The sequence below is a fragment of the Paracoccus sp. MC1854 genome, from assembly GCF_014164635.1.
In the GTDB taxonomy this organism is placed as follows: domain Bacteria; phylum Pseudomonadota; class Alphaproteobacteria; order Rhodobacterales; family Rhodobacteraceae; genus Paracoccus.
Genome location: NZ_JACJFU010000002.1, coordinates 138237 through 159206 on the forward strand (window position 1 = coordinate 138237; position 20970 = coordinate 159206).

Sequence of the window (20970 nt, forward strand, 5' to 3'; positions counted from 1 at the left end):
TTATTCGGGGGCAGAGCCATGACCAACAGCATCGCGCTGGCGCTGGCGCTGATCGTTGTCGGGTTCTTCGTTCTCGACGCGGCGGTGCTGCACTGGAACCTGCCGCTGCTGGTCGGGCGGCAGATGCTGTCGCTGATCGAATGGGTCAGCTTCTGGCGCTGACCTGCCCCTTTCCCCGGCGATCCGGGCTGCCGACCCCTTCGACTGATTGCATTTCCCTGCAATCTTGGGCATTGCGTCCCCGCGCAGTCAGCGGTTGGAGGTATTCATGGCAGTCAAGGTAGCGATCAACGGCTTCGGCCGGATCGGTCGGAACGTGTTGCGGGCAATCATCGAGTCGGGCCGCACCGATATCGAGGTCGTGGCCATCAACGATCTCGGCCCCGTCGAGACGAACGCGCATCTGCTGCGCTACGATTCCGTCCATGGCCGCTTCCCGGCCGAGGTGAAGACCACCGCGGACAGCATCGACGTGGGCCGCGGCCCGATCCGCGTCACCGCCGAGCGTGACCCGGCCAAGCTGCCGTGGCAGGACGTGGACGTGGCGCTGGAATGCACCGGCATCTTCACCGACGGCCAGAAGGCCGCGATCCATCTGCAGAACGGCTCGAAGCGCGTGCTGGTCTCGGCCCCCGTCTCGGGCGAATGGTCCACCGACCGCGCGCTGAAGACCATCGTCTATGGCGTGAACCACGACACGCTGGAATCGGAAGACCACGTCGTCTCGAACGCCTCCTGCACGACGAACTGCCTGTCGCCCGTGGCCTATGTCCTGAACGAGGCGGTGGGCATCACCCGCGGCTTCATGACCACGATCCACAGCTATACCGGCGACCAGCCGACGCTGGACACGATGCACAAGGATCTTTACCGCGCCCGCGCCGCGGCGCTGTCGATGATCCCGACCTCGACGGGCGCGGCCAAGGCCGTGGGCCTGGTGCTGCCCGACCTCAAGGGCAAGCTCGACGGCGTGGCGATCCGGGTGCCGACACCCAACGTCTCGGTCGTGGACCTGACCTTCGAGGCCGCCCGCGACACCTCGGTCGAGGAGATCAACGCGGCGATCAAGTCGGCCGCGGACGGCAGGCTCAAGGGCGTGCTGGGCTACACCGAGGAGTCGCTGGTTTCGATCGACTTCAACCACGATCCCCATTCCTCGGTCTTCCACATGGACCAGACCAAGGTGCTGGAAGGCAAGCTGGTCCGCATCCTGTCCTGGTACGACAACGAATGGGGCTTCTCGAACCGCATGTCCGACACCGCGGTCGCCATGGGCAAGCTGATCTGAATCCCTGCCCCATGAATGACAAAGGCCCGGCGATTGCCGGGCCTTTTCGCTTTCCGCCGCCTCAGAGCCGGGTGCCGAGCCGTCTGGCATTGGCCCGCGTCCGCCGCCCGTAAGGCTTCAGTGCCGCTGCGAGGATCTGGTCGGCCCGCGCCCCGCGCGCCGCCGAGCGGAAGGCCGCGCCGAAGGATTCGCGCACCGCGTCGGTCTTTTCCGATACCATCAGCGTGTTCTCGTTCTTGCCATGCGGCAGCAGTCCCAGCATCCCCGCAGTCCGCAGGGTCATGACGAACTGGGCCTCGATCCCCATCCGCATCATGTCGCCCCAGAGTTTCGCCGAAGGCATAAGCGCGCCAATCATCATGTTCATCAAAGACATCCTTTCGAATTGATCTGCGTCATTGCTGCCGAAGCTGAGGGACGATGGTCAAACACGCCACTCAGCCTTTTGGACAGGACACCGGACGGGCGCAGTCCGACCGCTGGCTAACGCGATATGGTTCGTTATAGATGCAGGTCATGAACAACTTCTTGCGACTTCGCCGGCCTGACGATTGGCATCTGCACCTGCGGGACCAGCAAATGCTGGCCGCCGTGGCCCCCTGGTCGGCCGATCTGGGGCGCGCGATCATCATGCCGAACCTTGTTCCTCCGGTAGTTACGGGGTCCGAGGCGGCGGCCTATCGCGACCGGATCACGGCCGCGCTGCCCGAAAACGCGACGTTGCGTCCGTTGATGACGCTTTACCTGACCGAAGCCACCGATCCGGCTGATGTGGTAGGCGCCCACGCCCAGGGAATCATCTCGGCGGTCAAGCTTTACCCGGCGGGCGCGACCACCAACTCGGCCAGCGGCGTGCGTGATTTCGACCGGGTGCGGCCCGTTTTCGAGGCCATGGCAGAGGCGGGCGTCCCCCTTTGCGTCCATGGCGAGGTGACGGACCCCGCCGTGGACATTTTCGACCGCGAGGCGGTGTTCATCGACCGCGTTCTCGACCCGGTCCGGCGCGAGACGCCGGGCCTGCGGGTGGTGATGGAACACGTCACGACTTCGGACGGCGTGGATTACGTCCGCGCGGGTGGCGACATCGGGGCCACGATCACGACGCATCACCTCGTCATCAACCGCAACCACATCCTCGCGGGCGGCATCCGGCCGCATTACTACTGCCTGCCCGTCGCCAAGCGCGAATCCCACCGACTGGCGCTGGTCGAGGCCGCGACCTCGGGCGATCCGCGCTTTTTCAGCGGCACCGACAGCGCCCCCCATCCCGACCGCGCCAAGGAAAGCGCCTGCGGCTGCGCCGGCTGCTTCACTGCCCCGAACTGGCTGTCCATCTGCGCCCATGTCTTCGAGGAAGCCGGCGCAATCGACCGGCTGGAAGCCTTCACCAGCCTGAACGGCCCGGCTTTCTACCGCCTGCCCCCGAACAAGGACCACATCCGCCTGGTCCGCCGCGACGAGCCCGCGGTCTTCCCCGACCGTATCGAGGCGGGCGGCGAGACCGTAACGGTCTTCGACCCCGGCTTCCCCTTGTTCTGGCATATCGAGACCGACGCATGACCCTGAGCTTCCCCACCCGCGAGGAGATCGCCCGCCTCTCGGCCCGGATGCTGCTGGAGATCAGGGCCGTGCATTTCTCGGCCGAGCCCTTCACCTATGCCTCGGGGCTCAAGGGGCCGACCTATATCGACTGCCGCAAGCTGATCTCCTACCCCCGCATCCGGGGCACACTGATGGATTTCATGGCGGCCACCGTCTGCCGCGACGCGGGCTTCGAAGCTTTCGACAACATCGCAGGCGGCGAGACCGCGGGCATCCCCTTTGCCGCGCTGGTGGCGGAACGGCTGGGCCTGCCCATGACCTATGTCCGCAAGAAGCCCAAGGGCTATGGCCGCAATGCCCGGATCGAGGGCGAGATGCGCGAAGGCCAGCGCGTGCTGCTGGTCGAGGACCTGACCACCGACGGCGGATCGAAGCTGTCCTTCGTGGACGCCATCCGCGAGACGGGGGCCACCTGCGCCCATACGGCGGTGATCTTCTACTACGGCATTTTCCCCGAGACGACGCAGCGTCTGGCCGATCATGGTGTAAGGCTGCATCACCTGTGCACCTGGTGGGACGTGCTGGAAGAAGCCAAGGCGCAGGGGTCTTTCGACAGTGCAACCCTTTCCGAAGTCGAAGCTTTCCTGACCGACCCGCGCGGCTGGCAGGCAGCTCATTCCTGATTCACCCACTGAGTTGTCCACAATTTCGCCGGTTATCCACAGCTTTCCCCCGGCCTGCCCCGCGCGATACGGGGCGTGATCGTGGACCCCCGCCCCCTGTCATGAGATAGTCGGGCGCACCCGAGTCGAGGACATGAGATGAACGAGCTTCGCGCGCTCACGCCCCGCCCTGTGGCGGGTGCCGATGAGTCCGATACCCCCTCCGTGCCCTTCTCGATCGAGGCCGAACAGCAGCTTCTGGGCGCACTGCTGACCAACAACGACGTGTTCGATTCGATCACCCGCCTGATCCGGGCCGAGCATTTCTACGACCCCGTCCACCGCCGCATCTTCGAGCTGTGTTCGGAACGCATCGTCAGGAACGCCCTGGCCAGCCCGGTGACGATCAAGGCCTTCATGGAACATGACGCGGGGCTGAAGGAACTGGGCGGCCCCGCCTATCTCGCGCGTCTGGCCGGGGCGGCGGTCTCCTCCTACGCCGCGCGCGATTATGCGAAGATGATCCGCGAGTTCGCCCTGCGGCGCGAACTGATTTCGCTGGGGCAGGAAATCTCGGCCCGTGCCGCGACCGTCGTCATCGATGACGACGCCGAGGAGCAGATCAAGACCGCCGAGCAGACGCTTTACAAGCTGGGCGAGCAGGGCGTGGCGGAACGCGGGTTCCAGTCTTTCCTGCAGGCCGTCACCGGCGCAGTGGAAACCGCAAACGCCGCCTATCAGCGCGGTGGCAAACTGTCGGGGATCTCGACCGGGCTGTCCGATCTGGATGCCAAGCTGGGCGGCCTGAACAAGTCGGACCTGCTGATCCTGGCCGGGCGGCCGTCGATGGGAAAGACCTCGCTTGCGACCAACATCGCCTTCAACGTCGCCAAGGCGCACCGGATGGGCGAGTTGCCCGACGGCAGCCGGGGCACCGTGGACGGCGGCATCGTCGGATTCTTCTCGCTGGAAATGTCGGCGGAACAGCTTGCCGCGCGGATTCTCTCTGAGGCATCGGAAGTGCCCAGCGAGATGATCCGGCGGGGTGAGCTTTCCGAAGAGGAGTTCCGCCGCTTCGTGGAAGCGGCCCATGCGCTGCAGAACTGCCCGCTGTATATCGACGACACGCCGGCGCTGCCGATCAACCAGTTGGCCGCCCGCGCCCGCAAGCTGAAGCGGACGATGGGGTTGGACGTGCTGATCGTGGACTACTTGCAGCTTCTGCGCGCGGCTTCTGCCAAGGACAGCCGCGTGAACGAGGTGAGCGAGATCACGCAAGGGCTCAAGGCCATCGCCAAGGAACTGAACATCCCCGTGATCGCACTGTCCCAGCTTTCCCGTCAGGTCGAGAACCGCGAGGACAAGCGCCCGCAGCTGTCGGATCTGCGCGAATCCGGGTCCATCGAGCAGGACGCCGACATCGTGATGTTCGTCTTTCGAGAGGAATATTACCGCGAGCGCGAGAAGCCCTCGGACCACGACCTCGACAAGATGGCGACCTGGCAGCAGGTGATGGAGCAGGTCCACGGCAAGGCCGAGGTCATCATCGGCAAGCAGCGCCACGGACCCATCGGCTCGGTGGAACTGAGCTTCGAGGGCCGCTTCACCCGCTTCGGCAACCTGGCGCGGAACCACGTCCAGCAATGGGGCTGAGCGTCCCGGCCGTCACCATCGGCCTGCTGATCGCATCCAACCTGTTCATGACCGTCGCCTGGTATGGACATCTCAAGTTCAAGACGGCGCCTCTTTTGATGGTGATTCTCGTCAGTTGGGGCATCGCCTTCTTCGAATATCTGCTGCAGGTGCCCGCGAACCGCATCGGGCACGGGCATTTCAGCGCGGCCCAGTTGAAGACGATCCAGGAGGTCATCAGCCTGACCGTCTTTGCCGGCTTCTCGTGGCTTTACCTCGGCGAGCGGCTGGGGTGGCAGCACGCCGTGGGCTTCGGGCTGATCTGCGCGGGGGCCTGGTTCGTCTTCCACGACTGGGGCTGAGGGACTTTGCAGCGGATGCACGACCGATGCACAGGTGATGCACAGTCGATCTGAACGCCACCCTGCATTTGCGTTTGCAAAACCACCGTGATTTTGCAAACGACGCGGCAGGAGGGATCGATGGCCAGCCACAAGATCTACGCCGGCGCCTCGCTGCGCGAGACGCGCAACCGCCACGGGCTGACGCAGCGGGTCTTTGCCGACCGGCTGGGCGTGTCCCTGCCCTATCTCAGCCAGATGGAAAACAACCACCGTCCCGTCTCGGCCGGGGTGCTGCTGCGGCTGGCGTCCGAGTTCTCGGTGGACGTGGGGGCGCTGGCAACGGGGGACGGCGACCGGATGGTGGTCGATCTGGCCGAGGCGCTGGCCGATCCGCTGTTCGCCGCGACGCCGACGCTGGCCGACATGCGGCTGGCCGCGTCCAACACGCCGGGGCTGGTGCGGGCATTTCTGGACCTTTACCGCGCCCATCGCGCCGGGCAGGACCGGCTGGCGGCGCTGGACGAGGCTTTCGGCCCCACGGGCCAGAATGCGCTCACCTCGCCATGGGAGGAGGTGCGCGACTTCTTCCATTACTGCGACAATTACATCGACGCCGTGGACCGCGCCGCCGAACGCTTCGCCTGCCCCGAGGGACGCCGCGCCCCGCCGATGGACCGGGCGCTGGCCGCGCTGGGCGAGCGGGGGATCACCGTCCGCTCGGCCGAGCTTGCGGCGGGATCGGTCTTTCGGCGCGAGGGCGACGTGGTCACGCTGAACACGCTGGCCGATCCCGCCACGCAGGTGTTCCAGTTGCTGAACCTCGTCGCGCGGGAAACGCGGGGCGAGTTGCTGGACGCGACGCTGGACCTTGCGCGGTTCCGCAGCAATGCCGCCCGCGACATCGCCCGGCTGGGGCTGGCCAATTATTTCGCCGGCGCGGCCCTACTGCCCTATCGCGCCTTCCTGGCGGCGGCGCGGGCGGAACGGCACGATCTGGAACGGCTGTCGCATCTCTTCGGCGCCTCGCTGGAGCAGGTGGCGCACCGGCTGTCCACCCTGCAGCGGGCGGGGGAACGCGGCATCCCCTTCTTCTTCGTCCGGGTCGATCAGGCGGGCACCATCACCAAGCGCCATTCCGCCACGCGCCTGCAATTCGCCCGCTTCGGCGGTGCCTGTCCCCTGTGGAACGTGCATCGCGCCTTCGAGACTCCGGGCCGGTTCCTGCGGCAACTGGCGCAGACGCCGGACGGGGTGCGTTACCTGTGCCTGTCGCGCGAGGTGGCCAAGCCCGGCGGGTCCTTCCGCGCGCCCGTGCGGCGCTTTGCCATCTGCCTCGGCTGCGAGATCACCCATGCGCGCGACTTGACCTATGCCGACGATCTCGATGTCGGAAATCCGGCGGGCTACGAGCAGATCGGCGTCAGTTGCCGCATCTGCCCCCGGCAGGACTGCCACCAGCGGTCCGTCCCGTCCATCGACCGCGAGGTGAAGATTCCCGAGGACCGCACCGGTCCCCTGCCCTATGCCATGGCCTGAAAGAGCAAGACACGAGTGGTCGCGCCGCTGTGATTGGGCGGAAACTCTCCACCGGAACGGCTTTCCTGCGCGGGCTTCCGCCGACCCTGCTGCAAAGATTTCGTGAAGCGTTGCAGGTCTGCCACGGTTTCCGCTAGCAAGCCGCAACCGCGAGGCGACCGCCTCGGCCTTCACGAATGGATAACCCCCATGACGCGACCGGCTGTTGACCGTCCCGCAACCATTGCCCCTGTTTCCCCTGCACGCCGCCCGCTGGTCCGGCGGCTCGGCATGGTGGTGGTGGTCGGATGGGCGGCCGCCGCAAGCTCGATCCTGACGCTGGACGCCATGGGCGGGACCGCGCCGCGCAATGCATCCGCGGCGATGGAACAGCAGCTTCAGCAGCTTGCCGCCGAGCGCGACACCCGCGCCGCCGAGGCCGCCGCTGCGCAGAGCCGCTTCACCGCGGCGCTGGACCAGATCTCGGCCATGCAGTCGCACCTGCTGGCATCCGAGGAAAAGCGGCGCGAGCTGGAAAGCGGCATCGGCGCGATCCAGGCCGCGCTGCACGACGTGCAGGCGGAAACCGAGGCGGCGCGCCAGGCCGGAACGATGGACGCCGGGCCGCAGGCCGCCCGTGCCGAGGAAATGTCGGTGGCCTTGGGGGCGCTGTCGAGCGAACTGGCCGCCACCGCCGCGGCAAGGACCGCGGCCAGCCTGCGCGCCGATGCCGCCATCCGCACCGCCGAGGCCATGGCGGTCGAGCGTGACGCCATGCTGAAGCGCAACGAGGAAATCTTTGCCCGGCTGGAAGAAGCCGTCGAGATGTCGGTCAAGCCGCTGGACGAGATGTTCGAGCAGGTCGGCGTGGACAGCGACCGCCTGCTGGCCACCGTGCGCGAGGGCTACGAGGGCACCGGCGGGCCCCTGACGCCCATGGGCTATTCGTCGCGCGGCAATGCCGCCATCAGCGAATCCGAGGCGCGGGCGACCGAGGTCATGGTCTCGCTGGGCAAGGTCAAGGATTACAAGATCGCCGTCAGCAAGCTGCCGCTGGCGATGCCGGTCAAGTCGGCCTTCCGCTTCACCTCGGGTTTCGGTCCGCGCTGGGGCCGCCAGCACCAGGGGCTGGACCTTGCCGGTCCAGTGGGCACCCCGATCTTTTCCACCGCCGACGGTGTCGTGACCTATGCCGGCTGGCAGCGCGGCTATGGCAACCTCATCAAGATCCAGCACGAGCTGGGGACCGAGACCCGCTATGGCCACCTGTCCAAGATCCGGGTGAAAGCCGGGCAGAAGGTCTCGCGCAACAGCCTGATCGGTGATATGGGCAACACTGGCCGCTCGACCGGACCGCATCTGCACTATGAAGTGCGCGTGGACGGGAAGGCCGTGAATCCCATGAGCTTCATCAAGGCCGCACAGAATGTTTTCTAAAACCCGCGTCACCGACCCCGGCCCCCGTGCCCAATCCCAAGAATCGGAAATGAACCGGCCCGCCATGGACATGAAACCCGACTTTCCCCCGCCCGCCGCGATGCGCACCCGGTCAGGGCCGTCGGTCCTGTCCAGCGACCTGACGGTCAAGGGCAACATCACCACCCAGGGCGATGCCCAGATCGAGGGCACGGTGGAAGGCGACATCCGCGCCCACCAGTTGACGGTCGGCGAAAGCGCCACCATCCGGGGCGAGATCGTGGCCGAAGAGATCATCGTGAACGGCCGCGTCGTGGGCCGGGTGCGCGGCCTCAAGGTCCGGCTGTCGGCAACCGCGCGGGTGGAAGGCGACATCGTCCACAAGACCATCGCCATCGAATCGGGCGCGCATTTCGAAGGCTCGGTCCAGCGGCAGGAAGACCCGCTGGGCAACGGCATCACGCCCAAGCTGGCGCCGCCCGTGTCGGCCGATCTGGACGCCTGATCGTCCTTTGGATCTGAGATGACGGGCGCCTTCGGGCGCCCGGTGTCGTTTCAGTCCCAGTCCTCGGGCGGCAGCAGGTGGCGATACATGTGCCAGCTTGCATGGCCCAGCACCGGCAGGGCCACGAACAGCCCCAGGAACAGCGGCGCGATGCCGGCAAACAGGATCGCCGCGATCGTGACTGCCCAGGCCAGCATCACCAGCGGGTTTGCCGTCACCGCGTCGAAGCTGGCGATGATGGCGCTGACCAGGTCCACCTCGCGGTCGAGGATCAGCGGCAATCCGCCCACGGTCATGCCGAACAGGGCCGCGGCGAAGCCCGCGCCGATAACCGTGCCCAGCGCCAGCATGGTCAGGCCGCGGGGCTGCAGCAGCAGTTCGGGCGAGTTGGTGATGTTCGTCAGCGACTGGATGCCCATGAAGACGGCAAAGATCGTGTGGGCGACAAAGACCCAGAACATGAACATCAGCAGGATTGCCATGGCCATCAACGGCACCTGCCGGTCCTTCTGGGCGAAGACCACGCCCAGCACGCCCGCCCAGTCCAGCGCCTCGCCGGATTCGAGCCTGCGGCTGACCTCGTAGAGACCCACGCCCGCAAAGGGGGCGAGCAGGGGAAAGCCCACGATGAAGGGCATCAGCCACCATTCCTGCCCCGAGGCGGCGGCCACCGCCGTCAGGACCAGCCCGCCCAGCACATAGAAGGCGGCGAAGAACAGCCCGAAGGCCGGGGCGCGGCGGAAATCCGACCAGCCCGCCTTCAGCGAATCGATGATCGCGTCGAAGCCGATCAGCGCGGGTTCAGGAATCCTGTCCGCCGCGATGTCGGCCCGCAGCGAGGCCGGGCTGTAGGGGGTGGACCGTTCGTCATGCGTCGTCAGGCGGGTGAAGTTCGTGCGCCGCGCGCGCGGCTCGGGCGCGGGGTCCGGCGCCGGGTCGGGCATCGGCGGGCGGGTGGGATCGGGGATCGGCCGGGGGGGACGCGGTTCTCTCATCCGGCGGGCTTTCCGCTGCCGGCGGCAAGGGCATAGCGGTCCCGCAGCGCCCGGTTGATCGCCGGTGGCACGAACTTGGACACGTCCCCCCCCAGCCGGGCGATTTCCTTCACCAGCTTCGAGGCGATGGCCTGCCGGCGCGCGTCGGCCATCAGGAACACCGTTTCCACGCTGGAATCGAGCGCGCGGTTCATGCCGACCATCTGGAATTCATATTCAAAATCCGCGACCGCCCGCAGCCCGCGCAGGATCACGCTGGCGCCCACGTCGCGGGCGCAGTCGATCAGCAGGTTCTCGAAGGGGTGGACGACGATCTCGATGCCGGTCGTGCGGGCAACCGCCTCGCATTCGGCCTCGACCATCGCCACGCGCTCTTCCAGCGGGAACAGCGGTCCCTTGTCGCGGTTGATGGCGACGCCGATCACCAGCCGGTCCACCAAGGTGGCGGCCCGCTGGATGATGTCCACATGGCCCAGTGTGATCGGGTCGAAGGTGCCGGGGTAAAGGCCGATCCGCATGGGGCTGCTCCGTTCACGGTTCCGTCACGACGGAAAACGTCAAACTCGGGCGCTTTGCAAGCGGCAAGGGGGCTTCAGTTGCCCATGATCATGCCGGTCAGCGCCTCTTTCTCGGCATTCAGTTCCTTGAGCCGGCCGAAGACCACGTCACCGATGGACACCACGCCCAGCATCTCGCCCTTGTCGTCCAGTACCGGCAGATGGCGGAAGCGTCCCTTGGTCATCCGGTCCAGCAGTTCCAGCGCGTCATCGCCGCAGACGCAGGTCATGACCTTGCTGGTCATCAGCTCGCTGGCCTTGCGGTCCAGCACATCGGGGCCGGAACGGCCGAGTTCGCGCACGATGTCGCGTTCCGACAGGATGCCTTCGGCCCTGCGCCCGTCCGAGGACACGACCACCGCGCCGATGCGGCGTTCGGACAGAAGCCGCGCGGCCTCGCCTACGGTCGAATCGGGACGGACCGTCACGATTTCCTCCGGGCCGGCTTTCATGGCGAGGATCTGCTTGACGATCATGGCGGGCACCTTCGCATTCGTTTCACCACCCAGCGTTGCCGCGCAGGATCGTTTCGTCAACCCTGCGCTTGGACGGAAGCCTCAAGCCGCGCGATCTCGCGCCTGAGGCCGTTGGCCACTGCCTCGGCCAGCCGGTTCAGCCGGTCGGACCGGCGGTCGTCGGCCGGGCGCAGCAGCCAGAAGGACCGGGTCAGCGAAATCTCGTCGGCCAGCAGCCGCCGCACGCCGGGCGCGAAGGGGATGGCGAAGTCGTGGACGATCCCCAAGCCTGCCCCCACCCGGATCGCCTGCAACTGCACGCTGACCGAGTTCGAGGACAGCGCCGCGTGATCCGCCCCCGTTTCCGACAAGTAGTCCAGTTCGCGGTCGAAGATCATCTCGGGGATATAGCCGATCATCCGGTGGCCTTTCAGATCGGCACGGCCTTGGATCGGCGGGTGGCGGTCGAGGTAGTCGGCGTGCCCTGCCAAGTGCAGTTGGTAATCGGCGATCTTCTGGATCGCCGCCCGGCCCGTCTGCGGGCGGCTGACGGCGATGGCCATGTCGGCCTCGCGCCGGGAAAGGTTGAAGACGCGCGGCAGGGCGACGATCTGGACCTCCAGCCCCGGATGCTCGGCCATCAGCCGCGCGGCAAGCTGCGGCAGCAGGTAGTTGGCGCAGCCGTCCGGGGCGCCGATGCGAAGCTGGCCGCCAAGGGTTCGCGTGAAGGATTCGGCCGCCGCCTGCGCCGCGGCCTCGGCGGCCTCGGCATGGGGGACCAGCGCCGCGCCTTCCGTCGTCACCGCATAGCCCTGCGGGGTCTTGGCGAAAAGGACGCGGCCCAGCGCGGTTTCCAGCCGGGCGATGCGGCGGCCCACGGTCGAGGCGTCCATCCCCAGCCGCCGCCCGGCGCGGGAGAGCGACTCCTCGCGCGCGACGGCAAGGAAGATGCGCAGGTCGTCCCAGTCCATCCCTGCAATCCTGCAAAACCGTTTGGCCGGATCGTCGCTTTACGCAGGCGTTTGTGCAAGGCTATGGTTCGCCCGAAAATCAGGGGAGAGCCTATGATGCGTTCCGTTCATCACTGGATCGACGGCAAGGAAGCGCCCGGCACGTCCGGCCGCACCGCCGATGTCTTCAACCCGGCCACCGGCGAGGTGCAGGCCAAGGTCGATCTCGCCAGCAAGGCCGAGATGGACGAGGCCATCGCCCGCGCGGCCGAGGCGCAGGTGAAATGGGGCGCCACCAACCCCCAGCGCCGCGCCCGCGTCATGATGGAGATGGTGCGGCTGCTGAACCGCGACATGGACAAGATGGCCGAGATGCTGTCATCCGAGCATGGCAAGACCTTTCCCGACGCCAAGGGCGACATCCAGCGCGGCCTTGAAGTGATCGAGTTCTCGGTCGGCGCGCCGCACCAGTTGAAGGGCGAGTTCATCGACGGCGCCGGCCCCGGAATCGACATGTATTCGATGCGCCAACCGCTTGGGGTCGTGGCCGCGATCACGCCCTTCAACTTCCCGGCGATGATCCCGCTGTGGAAGCTGGGCCCGGCGCTGGCGTCCGGCAACGCGGTGATCCTGAAGCCGTCCGAGCGTGACCCGACCGTGCCGAACATGATCGCGGCGTTGTTCAAGGAAGCGGGGCTGCCGGATGGCGTGCTGCAGGTCGTCCACGGCGACAAGGACGCGGTGGACGCGATTCTGGACAGCGAGATCATCCAGGCGGTGGGCTTCGTGGGTTCCACCCCCATCGCGCAGTATATCTATGAGCGCGCGGCCCAGACCGGCAAGCGGGCGCAGTGTTTCGGCGGCGCCAAGAACCACATGATCATCATGCCCGACGCCGACATGGACCAGGCGGCGGATGCTCTGGTCGGCGCGGGCTATGGGGCTGCGGGCGAACGCTGCATGGCGATTTCCGTGGCCGTGCCGGTGGGCGAGGAGACCGCCGACCGCCTGATCGAGAAGCTGGTGCCCCGGATCGAAAAGCTGAAGGTCGGTCCCTGGACCGCCGGGAACGATGTGGATTACGGCCCCGTCGTGACGAAGGCCGCCAAGGAGAACATCCTGCGGCTGGTGGAAACCGGGATTCAGCAAGGCGCGGAACTTGTCGTGGATGGCCGCGACTTCAGCCTGCAGGGCTATGAGGACGGCTTCTTCGTCGGCCCGCATCTGTTCGACCGGGTGACGCCCGACATGGACATCTACCGGAAGGAAATCTTCGGGCCGGTGCTGTCTACCGTCCGCGCCGCGTCCTACGAGGAGGCGCTGGGGCTGGCGATGGACCACGAATACGGCAACGGCACCGCGATCTTCACCCGCGACGGGGACGCGGCGCGCGACTTCGCCAGCCGGGTGAACGTGGGCATGATCGGGATCAACGTGCCGATCCCGGTGCCGCTGGCCTATTTCACCTTCGGCGGCTGGAAGAAATCGGGCTTCGGCGACCTGAACCAGCACGGGCCGGACGCCTTCCGCTTCTATACCCGCACCAAGACGGTGACCTCGCGCTGGCCCTCGGGGATCAAGGAAGGGGCGGCCTTCAACTTCAAGGCGATGGACTGACGGAGGCGCGGGACCGGGGCGCTGCCCCGGACCCCGGGGATATTTCCACGAAGAAGATGGACCGGAGCGTCGTGGCTTGCGCGGGATGCGCAAACCCCGATGTACTGGCCGCAAGAGGATGCAAGGGGAGGTCGCATGGATTTCGCACTGACCGAGGAACAGCAGGCCATCTTCGACATGGCGCGCGATTTCGGGGCCGAGCACATCGCGCCCCATTCGCGCGAATGGGAGGCAGCGGGGACCATCCCCAAGGACCTGTGGCCGCGCATCGCCGAACTGGGCTTCGGCGGGCTTTACGTATCCGAGGAATATGGCGGCTCGGGGCTGACGCGGCTGGACGCCACGCTGGTCTTCGAGGCGCTGGCGATGGCCGATCCGGCGGTGGGATCGTTCCTGTCGATCCACAACATGTGCGGGGGAACGATCGACAAGTTCGGCAAGCCCGAGGACAAGGAGCGCTGGCTGCCCGACCTCTGCAGCATGCGGAAGGTGTTTTCCTACTGCCTGACCGAACCCGGCAGCGGCTCGGACGCGGCGGCGCTGCGGACGCGGGCCGAGCGGACGAACGAGGGCTGGAAGCTGAACGGGACCAAGGCCTTCATCTCGGGCGGCGGCTATTCGGATGCTTACGTCTGCATGGTTCGGACCGGCGAAGACGGGCCGAAGGGCATCTCGACCGTGGTGGTCGAGGACGGCGCGCCGGGCCTGTCCTTCGGCGCGCTGGAACAGAAGATGGGCTGGCAGGCGCAGCCGACGACCGCGGTGCAGTTCGACGACTGCGCGATCCCGGCCGAGAACCTGCTGGGCGAGGAAGGGCGCGGCTTCGCCTACGCCATGGCCGGCCTCGACGGCGGCCGCCTGAACATCGCGGCGGGCGCCTTGGGCGGAGCGCAGGCGGCGCTGGACCGGACGCTGGTCTACATGGGCGAGCGGAAGGCCTTCGGCAAAAGCCTCGACCAGTTCCAGGCGCTGCAGTTCCGGCTGGCCGAGATGGAGGTCGCGCTGCAATCCGCCCGCACCTTCCTGCGGCAGGCGGCGTGGAAGCTGGACAACAAGGCCCCGGACGCGACCAAGTTCTGCGCCATGGCCAAGATGTATGTCACCGACCGCGCCTTCGAGGTGGCGAACGGCTGCCTGCAACTGCATGGTGGCTATGGCTACCTGGCCGACTATGGTGTGGAAAAGATCGTGCGCGACCTGCGGGTGCACCAGATCCTGGAAGGCACCAACGAGATCATGCGGCTGATCGTCAGCCGCGCCATGCTGGCCGAGAGGGGCTGATGGACGACCTGAACATCCGCCGCGACCATCACGCGGGCCGCATTACCCTGAACCGCCCCAAGGCGCTGAACGCGCTGAGCCACGAGATGGCGAACGCGATCAAGGCGGCGCTTGACGGCTGGCGCGACGATCCGGCCGTGAGGCTGGTCATCATCGACGCCGAAGGCGATCGCGCCTTCTGCGCGGGAGGCGACATCGCGGCGGTCTATCACGGCGGCCGGGCGGGCGACCACGGGATCGGGCAGCAGTTCTTCGCGGACGAATACCGCATGAACGCGACGATCAGGGATTTTCCCAAGCCTATCACCGCCTTCATGCAGGGCTTTGTCATGGGCGGCGGCGTGGGGATCGGCGGCCATGCCTCACATCGGGTCGTGGGCGACACGACGCAGGTGGCGATGCCGGAATCGGGCATCGGGCTGATCCCGGACGTGGGCGGGACATGGCTTCTGGCCCGCGCACCGGGACGGATCGGGGAATATCTGGGGCTGACCGGCGCCCGGATGGGCGCGGGCGACGCCATCCACGCGGGGTTTGCCGACATCTATCTGCCCGAGGCCGAGTGGGCGGCGGTGAAGGAGCAGTTGGCCGAAACCGGCGACATCTCGGTCCTGAAACGGGGGACCCTGCCCCCGGCGGCACTGGAAAGCCGCGACCTGTCGGCCTTTGGAGGCCGCACGGTCGAGGACATCATCGGCGCGCTGGAACATGCGGGCGACGCCGAGGCGCTGAAGGTGATGCGCCGCAACTCGCCCCTGTCGATGGCGGCGACGCTGGCGATGGTCAGGGCGGCGCGCGGCGACCGGCGGATGCAGGAATCGCTTTCGCGCGAATACCGCTTCACCCACCGGGCGACGGCGGAAAGCGACTTCCTGGAAGGCGTGCGGGCGCAGATCATCGACAAGGACCGCAACCCGGCATGGAAGGCGGCGGCCGACCCGGCGATGGTGGACGCGATGCTGGCCGATCTCGGCCCGAACGAGTTGACGTGGGAGGAACAGGCATGAAGGTCGCCTTTATCGGCCTTGGCAACATGGGCGGCCCGATGGCCCGCAATCTCGCGCAGGCGGGGCACGAAGTCACGGGCTTCGACGTGGCGGCGCCGGATGTCGAGGGCCTGATCCCGGCGCTGAGCGCGTCCGAGGCCGCACGGGGGGCCGAGGTGGTCATCACCATGCTGCCGAATGGCGAGATCCTGCGCAGCGTCGCCGGGCAGGTGATCCCGGTGATGCAGGCGGGCGCGGTGTTGTGCGACTGCTCGACCGTGGACGTGGACAGCGCCCGGGCGGTGGCGGACCAAGCGCGGGCCGCGGGGCTGGGGACGCTGGACGCGCCAGTCTCGGGCGGCGTCGGCGGGGCGGCGGCGGGGACGCTGACCTTCATGGTCGGGGGCTTGGCCGGGGATTTCGCCACGGTGAAGCCGCTGTTCGACATCATGGGCCAGAAGGCCGTCCATTGCGGCGATTCGGGCGCGGGACAGGCCGCCAAGATCTGCAACAACATGATCCTGGGCGTGACCATGATCGCCACCTGCGAGGCTTTCGCTCTGGCCGACAAGCTGGGGCTGGACCGGGCGCGGATGTTTGACGTGGTGTCCACGTCCTCGGGCTACAGCTGGTCGATGAATGCCTATTGCCCGGCGCCGGGGGTGGGGCCGGTCTCGCCCGCCGATAACGGCTACAAACCCGGATTTGCGGCCGAACTGATGCTGAAGGACCTGCGGCTGTCGCAGCAGGCCGCCGAAAGCGCGGATGCGGATACGCCGATGGGTGAGATGGCGATGCGGCTTTACACCGAGTTCGTCGAGCGCGAGGACGGCCGGGGCCTCGACTTCTCGGCCATGCTGCCACGCTTTGCCGCCCGCGCCCGTGGGGGCCAGCCGGGGGACTGAGGCGAAACCTGCCTGCCGGTGGCGCGTTGGTTCAGCCACAGCAGAAAGGACGCAGGATGAAACTTTCCGGTTTCCTTGCGGGTGCCGCCCTGGCCCTGTCGCTTGCGCCCGCCGCGCTGACGGATCAGGCGGGCCGGGATAACCCGCCCGGTCCTGCCCCTGCGGAAAGGGACGGACGGGTGGTCGTCGCGCAGCAAAACCCGCCCGGCTGTCCACCGGGGCAGGCAAGGGATGACGGGGGGTGCCTTCTGCCCGGACAGGCGGCACATGGTCCGCTGGTCGGCCGGGTCGTCGATTGGAATGACGTGCATGTTGTCAGGAAGCCGGGGCTTTACGGCCTTGCCGACCCGCCCGAGGGGCAGCATTACGCCATCATCGACGGCAGGCTGGTGCGGATCGAGGCACGCTCGGCCAAGGTGCTGTCGGTGATCCGGGGCGTCGAGGCGATCCTCGACTGACCGCGGCGGCCTGAGGGTTCAGGCGGGCGCGGAGGTCAGCAGGGCGATGGCGGCGGCGCGGGCGGCAGGGGTGATCTCTTCGCCGGCGAGCATCCGGGCGATCTCCTCGACCCGCTCGGAGTCGTCCAGCGCCGCCACCCGCGAGGTGGTGACGCCATCCGCCACCGACTTGGCCACCCGGAAATGCTGCTGCCCCAAGGCCGCGACTTGCGGCGAATGGGTGACGACCAGCACCTGCGCGCCCTCTGCCAGCCGCGCGAGGCGGCGGCCGACGGCATCGGCGGTGGCGCCCCCGACCCCGCGGTCGATTTCATCGAAGATCATCACCAGCGGCTCGCCGCCACGGGCAAGGCAGACCTTGAGCGCCAGCAGGAAGCGCGAAAGCTCGCCGCCCGAGGCGATGCGGTCCAGCGGACCGGCAGGGGCACCGGGGTTGGTGGCGACGGTGAAGGCCACGCTGTCGCGGCCGTCGGGACCGGGCTCGCCTGCGGTCACGCGGGTCTCGAAGACGGCGCGTTCCATCTTCAGGGGCGCAAGCTCGGCGGCCATGGCGGTATCGAGCCGCCCTGCCGCCGCGCGCCTGTCGGCGCTGACCTTCTTCGCCGCCGCGTCATAGGCGGCATCGGCCTCGCGGACGGCCTGCTCAAGCTCGCCCATCCGTGCCTCGCCCGCGTCCAGTGCCTGCAGGCGCGTCGAGAGTTCCGCGGCAAGCGTCGCCAGATCGTCCGGCAGCACGTCATGCTTGCGGGCAAGGGCGCGCAGGGCGAAAAGCCGCTCCTCAGTCGCTTCCAGCGTCCGGGGGTCGAAGTCCATGCGCGCCAGCGCGTCCTCAACCCCTCGGGTGGCGTCGCCCAGTTCGATCGAAGCGCGGGACAGGGCGACCAGCGGTTCGGACAGCCCTTCGTCACTGTCGCCGATCTTGTCGGCGGCGCCTTCCAGCCAGCGGGTCGCCTCGACAATCAGCCCCTCGGCGCCGAGGTCGGCCCCTGCCCCTGCCAGCATCTGCAGCGCGCGGGCGACATCGCCCCGCACCCGCTCGGCGGCCTGCATCTGGCGGCGGGCGACATCGAGCGTGGCCTCCTCGCCCGGTTGCGGGTCGAGCTTTTCCAGTTCGGCCACGGCATGGCGCAGGAAGTCCTCCTCTTTCCGGGCGGCTTGCAGCGCCGCCTCGGCCTCGGCCAGCGCCGTCGCTGCCTGCCGGCGGGCGGTCCATGCGGCGCGGACCTGCGACAGGTCCAGCGCCCCGAAAGCGTCCAAGAGCAGCCGGTGGCCGCGCGGGTTCAGCAGGCCGCGGTCGTCATGCTGCCCATGCAGTTCCACCAGCGCGTCGGACAATGCCCGCAGCACCTCGCCCGAGACGCGGCGGTCGTTGATCCAGCCGGTCTTGCGGCCATCGGCGGCGTTGACGCGGCGCAGGATCAGTTCGTCCTCGACCTCGATGCCTGCGTCCTCAAGCACCGTCCGCGCCGGGTGTTCGGTAGGCAGGTCGAAGACGGCCGTGACCTCGCCCTGCGCCGCACCGGCGCGGACCAGTTCGGCCCGGCCGCGCCAGCCCAGCACGAAGCCGAGGCAGTCCAGCAGGATCGACTTGCCCGCACCCGTTTCTCCGGTCAGCACGTTCAGCCCCGGCGCGAAATCCAGAGACAAGCGGTCGATCAGCAGGATGTCGCGTATGTCCAGCGTCCGTAGCATCCGCCCGTTCCCCGCCGGCCCGCGGCCGTTACAGCCACCGGCCCTGGATCACCTCGCGGTAGACCCGCGTCAGCCAACTGTCGCCCTGCGGCGTGGCCGTCAGCCCCCGCCCCCGCAGTTGGGCATAGGCGTCGGTGTAGAAGGGCGACGAGCGGAAGTTGTGCCCGAGGATCGCCCCCGCCGTCTGCGCCTCGTCGGTCAGGCCGAGCGCAAGATAAGCCTCGACCAGCCGCATCAGCGCCTCGGGCGTGTGGGTGGTGGTCTGAAACTCTTCGACCACGACGCGGAAGCGGTTGATGGCGGCAGTGTGGTGGCCGCGCTTGAGGTAATAGCGGCCGATCTCCATCTCTTTCCCGGCGAGATGGTCGAAGGCGAGATCGAATTTCAGCACCGAGGAGCGGGCGTATTCGCTGTCGGGATATTGCTCGATCACCTCGCGCAGACCCTGCAGGGCCTGGAAGGTCAGGCCCTGGTCGCGGCCGACCTCGTCCACCTGGTCGTAATAGCTGAGCGCGAGCAGATACTTGGCATAGGCCGCGTCCTCGTCGCCCGGATAGTTGTCGATGAAGCGCTGGGCCGCGGCCCGCGCCTCGTCATACTGGCGGGCCTTGTGATGCGAATAGGCCTGCATGATCAGCGCGCGCTTGGACCATTCGGAATAGGGATAAAGCCGCTCGATCTCGCTGAAATAGCGGACGGCGTCCTGGGGACGGTTCTGATTCTCAAGTTCGTATTCGCCGCGCTTGTAGATTTCCTCGGCGGTGAAATTGTCCAGCGGCTCGGACGTCGCGCCAGCGCCGCCGCGCCCGCAAGCCGCCAGCGAAAGAGACAGCGCGACTGCCATGAGCACGAGGCGCGTTTTGCTGAATGCCATGTCCGTCCTGTCTGTCCGTCGTCCTGCGGTCGCGTGCCCCGCACCCGTCAACGCCCGCGTGGCCCGGCTGTCCTAGCACACAACATGGACCCGCGCAAAAGGGCAAGTCGCCCTGTGTTCAGGCAGTTGTGACCGCGGCGCCCGCCCTTTTCAGGCCGCCACACGCGTCAGGCGACAGCGCGGACGCGGGCGACAACCGGCGCGGTGGCCCGCTGGGCGATGACGCCCGCGCCGGGAAGCTGTTCCTCGATCTCGGGGGTGCAGGTGGTCCATTCCCAGGCGTCGTCATTGGCGAACAGCGTCCGCAGCAGGCGGTTCGTCATCGCATGGCCCGCACGGTTGCCGGTGTAGCGCGCCAGCAGCGGCGCGCCTGCCAGCGCGAGGTCGCCCACGGCGTCCAGCATCTTGTGGCGCACGGGTTCGTCCCGGTGACGCAGCCCGCCGGGCGACAGCACCCGGTCGCCGTCCACCACGACGGCGTTGAAATAGGTGCCGCCAAGGGCAAGGCCATTCGCCCTCATCGCCTCGACATCCGCCTGGCGGCAGAAGGTGCGCGAATCCATCAGTTCGCGCAGGAAGGCGCCATTGGCGAGGTCGAGCCGCTTCTGCTGCCGCCCGATGGCCGCGTCGGTGAAGTCGATGGCGAAATCCATCTGCAGGCTGTCGGCGGGCGAGAGCCGGGCAAAGCCCGCGCCCTCATGCACCTCGACCGTCTTGAGGACGCGGATGGCGCGCAGCGGCTCGGGCGAATGGCGCAAACCGGCCTTGAGGATGCCTGCCACGAAAGGCGCGGATGAGCCGTCGAGGATCGGCACTTCCGGCCCGTCGATGTCGATCAGCGCGTTATGGACGCCGGTGCCGACCAGCGCCGCCATGACATGCTCGACGGTCGAGACGGTGACGCCGTCCTCGCCCTGAAGAAGGCTGCAGAGCGGCGAGGGAACGACGTGATCCCAGCGCGCAGGAATCTGCGCGCCGCCCAGATCGGTGCGGCGGAACGTGATGCCGTGCCCGGCGGGGGCCGGGTTGATGGTCAGCCGGGCCGGTTTCCCCGAGTGGAGACCGGCGCCCTTGAAGCGGGCGGGGGTGGCGAGGGTGGCTTGCATCGTCCTGTCCGTCTTGTTGGGGAACGCAACGGTTCCCGTGTCAGGATCGATGTAGGTCCGCGGGGGGAGTCTCTCAATTAACGATTTGTGACGCCTTGTAACATGGACCGCCGCCGCGCGCCGGAACAGGGCATTCCCCGCAAGCAACCGTTCACGAAAGAAAAAAGGCCGCTTGCGCGGCCTTTCGCTG

The 20970-nt window shown here is 67.6% G+C and carries 22 protein-coding genes; 14 read left to right on the forward strand and 8 right to left on the reverse strand.

The window, feature by feature from the left end; translation table 11 throughout:
* Nucleotides 1-18: 18 nt before the first annotated feature.
* On the forward strand, nt 19-162 hold the full coding sequence (locus tag H5395_RS02695) for a hypothetical protein (protein ID WP_182790992.1): 144 nt from the start codon (nt 19-21) through the stop codon (nt 160-162).
* A gap of 106 nt (nt 163-268) precedes the next feature.
* Complete coding sequence (gene gap, locus H5395_RS02700; RefSeq protein WP_182790993.1) at nt 269-1288, forward strand: type I glyceraldehyde-3-phosphate dehydrogenase; 1020 nt, start codon at nt 269-271, stop codon at nt 1286-1288.
* 61 nt (nt 1289-1349) lie between these two features.
* Here gap and H5395_RS02705 read toward each other — a convergent pair whose 3' ends face one another.
* Nucleotides 1350-1655: an antibiotic ABC transporter gene (locus H5395_RS02705; RefSeq protein WP_255440474.1), complete on the reverse strand. Its 306-nt coding sequence runs from the start codon at nt 1653-1655 to the stop codon at nt 1350-1352.
* Between the two features lie 149 nt (nt 1656-1804).
* Here H5395_RS02705 and pyrC point away from each other — a divergent pair, with 149 nt between their 5' ends.
* From pyrC to H5395_RS02740, 7 genes are all read left to right on the forward strand, one after another.
* Nucleotides 1805-2848 carry a dihydroorotase gene (gene pyrC / locus H5395_RS02710; protein WP_182790994.1) on the forward strand — a complete coding sequence of 348 codons (1044 nt, stop codon included), beginning with the start codon at nt 1805-1807 and terminating at the stop codon, nt 2846-2848.
* A complete protein-coding gene (locus tag H5395_RS02715; protein ID WP_182790995.1) occupies nt 2845-3513 on the forward strand; it encodes an orotate phosphoribosyltransferase in 669 nt (222 codons plus the stop codon). The genes pyrC and H5395_RS02715 overlap by 4 nt, the downstream gene beginning before the upstream one ends.
* Nucleotides 3514-3651: 138 nt before the next feature.
* Nucleotides 3652-5145 (forward strand): replicative DNA helicase, encoded by a 1494-nt coding sequence (locus tag H5395_RS02720; protein WP_182790996.1) that lies wholly within the window; start codon nt 3652-3654, stop codon nt 5143-5145.
* Nucleotides 5136-5486: a DMT family protein gene (locus tag H5395_RS02725; RefSeq protein WP_182790997.1), complete on the forward strand. Its 351-nt coding sequence runs from the start codon at nt 5136-5138 to the stop codon at nt 5484-5486. The genes H5395_RS02720 and H5395_RS02725 overlap by 10 nt, the downstream gene beginning before the upstream one ends.
* 120 nt (nt 5487-5606) lie before the next feature.
* Complete coding sequence (locus H5395_RS02730; RefSeq protein WP_182790998.1) at nt 5607-7004, forward strand: short-chain fatty acyl-CoA regulator family protein; 1398 nt, start codon at nt 5607-5609, stop codon at nt 7002-7004.
* A 189-nt stretch (nt 7005-7193) separates the two neighbouring features.
* On the forward strand, nt 7194-8420 hold the full coding sequence (locus H5395_RS02735) for a DUF5930 domain-containing protein (protein WP_182790999.1): 1227 nt from the start codon (nt 7194-7196) through the stop codon (nt 8418-8420).
* Nucleotides 8410-8904, forward strand: a complete 495-nt coding sequence (locus H5395_RS02740) for a polymer-forming cytoskeletal protein (RefSeq protein WP_182791000.1) — start codon at nt 8410-8412, stop codon at nt 8902-8904. Before H5395_RS02735 ends, H5395_RS02740 begins: the two co-directional genes overlap by 11 nt.
* 50 nt (nt 8905-8954) lie before the next feature.
* Here the strand turns inward: H5395_RS02740 and H5395_RS02745 are convergent, their stop codons facing one another.
* The 4 genes from H5395_RS02745 to H5395_RS02760 form a co-directional block, all read right to left on the reverse strand.
* Nucleotides 8955-9899, reverse strand: coding sequence for a DUF2189 domain-containing protein (locus tag H5395_RS02745; protein WP_182791001.1), 945 nt, complete (start codon nt 9897-9899; stop codon nt 8955-8957).
* On the reverse strand, nt 9896-10417 hold the full coding sequence (gene coaD, locus H5395_RS02750) for a pantetheine-phosphate adenylyltransferase (protein WP_182791002.1): 522 nt from the start codon (nt 10415-10417) through the stop codon (nt 9896-9898). The genes H5395_RS02745 and coaD overlap by 4 nt, the downstream gene beginning before the upstream one ends.
* Nucleotides 10418-10491: 74 nt before the next feature.
* Nucleotides 10492-10932, reverse strand: coding sequence for a CBS domain-containing protein (locus H5395_RS02755; RefSeq protein ID WP_182791003.1), 441 nt, complete (start codon nt 10930-10932; stop codon nt 10492-10494).
* Nucleotides 10933-10988: 56 nt separating this feature from the next.
* Nucleotides 10989-11882, reverse strand: a complete 894-nt coding sequence (locus H5395_RS02760) for a LysR family transcriptional regulator (RefSeq protein WP_182791004.1) — start codon at nt 11880-11882, stop codon at nt 10989-10991.
* A gap of 96 nt (nt 11883-11978) precedes the next feature.
* Between H5395_RS02760 and H5395_RS02765 the strand changes: the two genes are divergently transcribed.
* From H5395_RS02765 to H5395_RS02785, 5 genes are all read left to right on the forward strand, one after another.
* On the forward strand, nt 11979-13478 hold the full coding sequence (locus H5395_RS02765; protein WP_182791109.1) for a CoA-acylating methylmalonate-semialdehyde dehydrogenase: 1500 nt from the start codon (nt 11979-11981) through the stop codon (nt 13476-13478).
* 135 nt (nt 13479-13613) lie between these two features.
* Entirely contained in the window at nt 13614-14759 is a 1146-nt protein-coding gene (locus H5395_RS02770; protein ID WP_182791005.1) for an acyl-CoA dehydrogenase family protein, read from the forward strand.
* Nucleotides 14759-15766: an enoyl-CoA hydratase/isomerase family protein gene (locus H5395_RS02775; protein ID WP_182791006.1), complete on the forward strand. Its 1008-nt coding sequence runs from the start codon at nt 14759-14761 to the stop codon at nt 15764-15766. Before H5395_RS02770 ends, H5395_RS02775 begins: the two co-directional genes overlap by 1 nt.
* The gene (gene mmsB / locus H5395_RS02780; RefSeq protein ID WP_182791007.1) at nt 15763-16650 is read left to right on the forward strand and encodes a 3-hydroxyisobutyrate dehydrogenase; all 888 of its coding nucleotides are present in this window, start codon (nt 15763-15765) and stop codon (nt 16648-16650) included. Before H5395_RS02775 ends, mmsB begins: the two co-directional genes overlap by 4 nt.
* Before the next feature lie 56 nt (nt 16651-16706).
* Complete coding sequence (locus H5395_RS02785; protein WP_182791008.1) at nt 16707-17108, forward strand: hypothetical protein; 402 nt, start codon at nt 16707-16709, stop codon at nt 17106-17108.
* An 18-nt stretch (nt 17109-17126) separates the two neighbouring features.
* Here H5395_RS02785 and recN read toward each other — a convergent pair whose 3' ends face one another.
* The 3 genes from recN to lpxC form a co-directional block, all read right to left on the reverse strand.
* On the reverse strand, nt 17127-18800 hold the full coding sequence (recN, locus tag H5395_RS02790; RefSeq protein ID WP_182791009.1) for a DNA repair protein RecN: 1674 nt from the start codon (nt 18798-18800) through the stop codon (nt 17127-17129).
* Nucleotides 18801-18828: 28 nt separating this feature from the next.
* A complete protein-coding gene (locus H5395_RS02795; protein WP_182791010.1) occupies nt 18829-19674 on the reverse strand; it encodes an outer membrane protein assembly factor BamD in 846 nt (281 codons plus the stop codon).
* Between the two features lie 167 nt (nt 19675-19841).
* Nucleotides 19842-20780 carry a UDP-3-O-acyl-N-acetylglucosamine deacetylase gene (gene lpxC / locus H5395_RS02800; RefSeq protein WP_182791011.1) on the reverse strand — a complete coding sequence of 313 codons (939 nt, stop codon included), beginning with the start codon at nt 20778-20780 and terminating at the stop codon, nt 19842-19844.
* Nucleotides 20781-20970 lie beyond the last annotated feature (190 nt).

What these genes read in the sequence shown, in the direction of transcription:
- mmsB (WP_182791007.1), top strand. Translation starts at nt 15,763, where the DNA reads ATGAAGGTCGCCTTTATCGGCCTTGGCAACATGGGCGGCCCGATGGCC.
- H5395_RS02765 (WP_182791109.1), top strand. Translation starts at nt 11,979, where the DNA reads ATGCGTTCCGTTCATCACTGGATCGACGGCAAGGAAGCGCCCGGCACG.
- pyrC (WP_182790994.1), top strand. Translation starts at nt 1,805, where the DNA reads ATGAACAACTTCTTGCGACTTCGCCGGCCTGACGATTGGCATCTGCAC.
- H5395_RS02705 (WP_255440474.1), bottom strand. Translation starts at nt 1,655, where the DNA reads ATGAACATGATGATTGGCGCGCTTATGCCTTCGGCGAAACTCTGGGGC.
- H5395_RS02715 (WP_182790995.1), top strand. Translation starts at nt 2,845, where the DNA reads ATGACCCTGAGCTTCCCCACCCGCGAGGAGATCGCCCGCCTCTCGGCC.
- H5395_RS02720 (WP_182790996.1), top strand. Translation starts at nt 3,652, where the DNA reads ATGAACGAGCTTCGCGCGCTCACGCCCCGCCCTGTGGCGGGTGCCGAT.
- H5395_RS02760 (WP_182791004.1), bottom strand. Translation starts at nt 11,882, where the DNA reads ATGGACTGGGACGACCTGCGCATCTTCCTTGCCGTCGCGCGCGAGGAG.
- recN (WP_182791009.1), bottom strand. Translation starts at nt 18,800, where the DNA reads ATGCTACGGACGCTGGACATACGCGACATCCTGCTGATCGACCGCTTG.
- H5395_RS02695 (WP_182790992.1), top strand. Translation starts at nt 19, where the DNA reads ATGACCAACAGCATCGCGCTGGCGCTGGCGCTGATCGTTGTCGGGTTC.
- H5395_RS02740 (WP_182791000.1), top strand. Translation starts at nt 8,410, where the DNA reads ATGTTTTCTAAAACCCGCGTCACCGACCCCGGCCCCCGTGCCCAATCC.
- H5395_RS02725 (WP_182790997.1), top strand. Translation starts at nt 5,136, where the DNA reads ATGGGGCTGAGCGTCCCGGCCGTCACCATCGGCCTGCTGATCGCATCC.
- H5395_RS02770 (WP_182791005.1), top strand. Translation starts at nt 13,614, where the DNA reads ATGGATTTCGCACTGACCGAGGAACAGCAGGCCATCTTCGACATGGCG.
- H5395_RS02795 (WP_182791010.1), bottom strand. Translation starts at nt 19,674, where the DNA reads ATGGCATTCAGCAAAACGCGCCTCGTGCTCATGGCAGTCGCGCTGTCT.
- H5395_RS02785 (WP_182791008.1), top strand. Translation starts at nt 16,707, where the DNA reads ATGAAACTTTCCGGTTTCCTTGCGGGTGCCGCCCTGGCCCTGTCGCTT.
- H5395_RS02745 (WP_182791001.1), bottom strand. Translation starts at nt 9,899, where the DNA reads ATGAGAGAACCGCGTCCCCCCCGGCCGATCCCCGATCCCACCCGCCCG.
- H5395_RS02775 (WP_182791006.1), top strand. Translation starts at nt 14,759, where the DNA reads ATGGACGACCTGAACATCCGCCGCGACCATCACGCGGGCCGCATTACC.
- H5395_RS02735 (WP_182790999.1), top strand. Translation starts at nt 7,194, where the DNA reads ATGACGCGACCGGCTGTTGACCGTCCCGCAACCATTGCCCCTGTTTCC.
- lpxC (WP_182791011.1), bottom strand. Translation starts at nt 20,780, where the DNA reads ATGCAAGCCACCCTCGCCACCCCCGCCCGCTTCAAGGGCGCCGGTCTC.
- H5395_RS02730 (WP_182790998.1), top strand. Translation starts at nt 5,607, where the DNA reads ATGGCCAGCCACAAGATCTACGCCGGCGCCTCGCTGCGCGAGACGCGC.
- H5395_RS02755 (WP_182791003.1), bottom strand. Translation starts at nt 10,932, where the DNA reads ATGATCGTCAAGCAGATCCTCGCCATGAAAGCCGGCCCGGAGGAAATC.
- gap (WP_182790993.1), top strand. Translation starts at nt 269, where the DNA reads ATGGCAGTCAAGGTAGCGATCAACGGCTTCGGCCGGATCGGTCGGAAC.
- coaD (WP_182791002.1), bottom strand. Translation starts at nt 10,417, where the DNA reads ATGCGGATCGGCCTTTACCCCGGCACCTTCGACCCGATCACACTGGGC.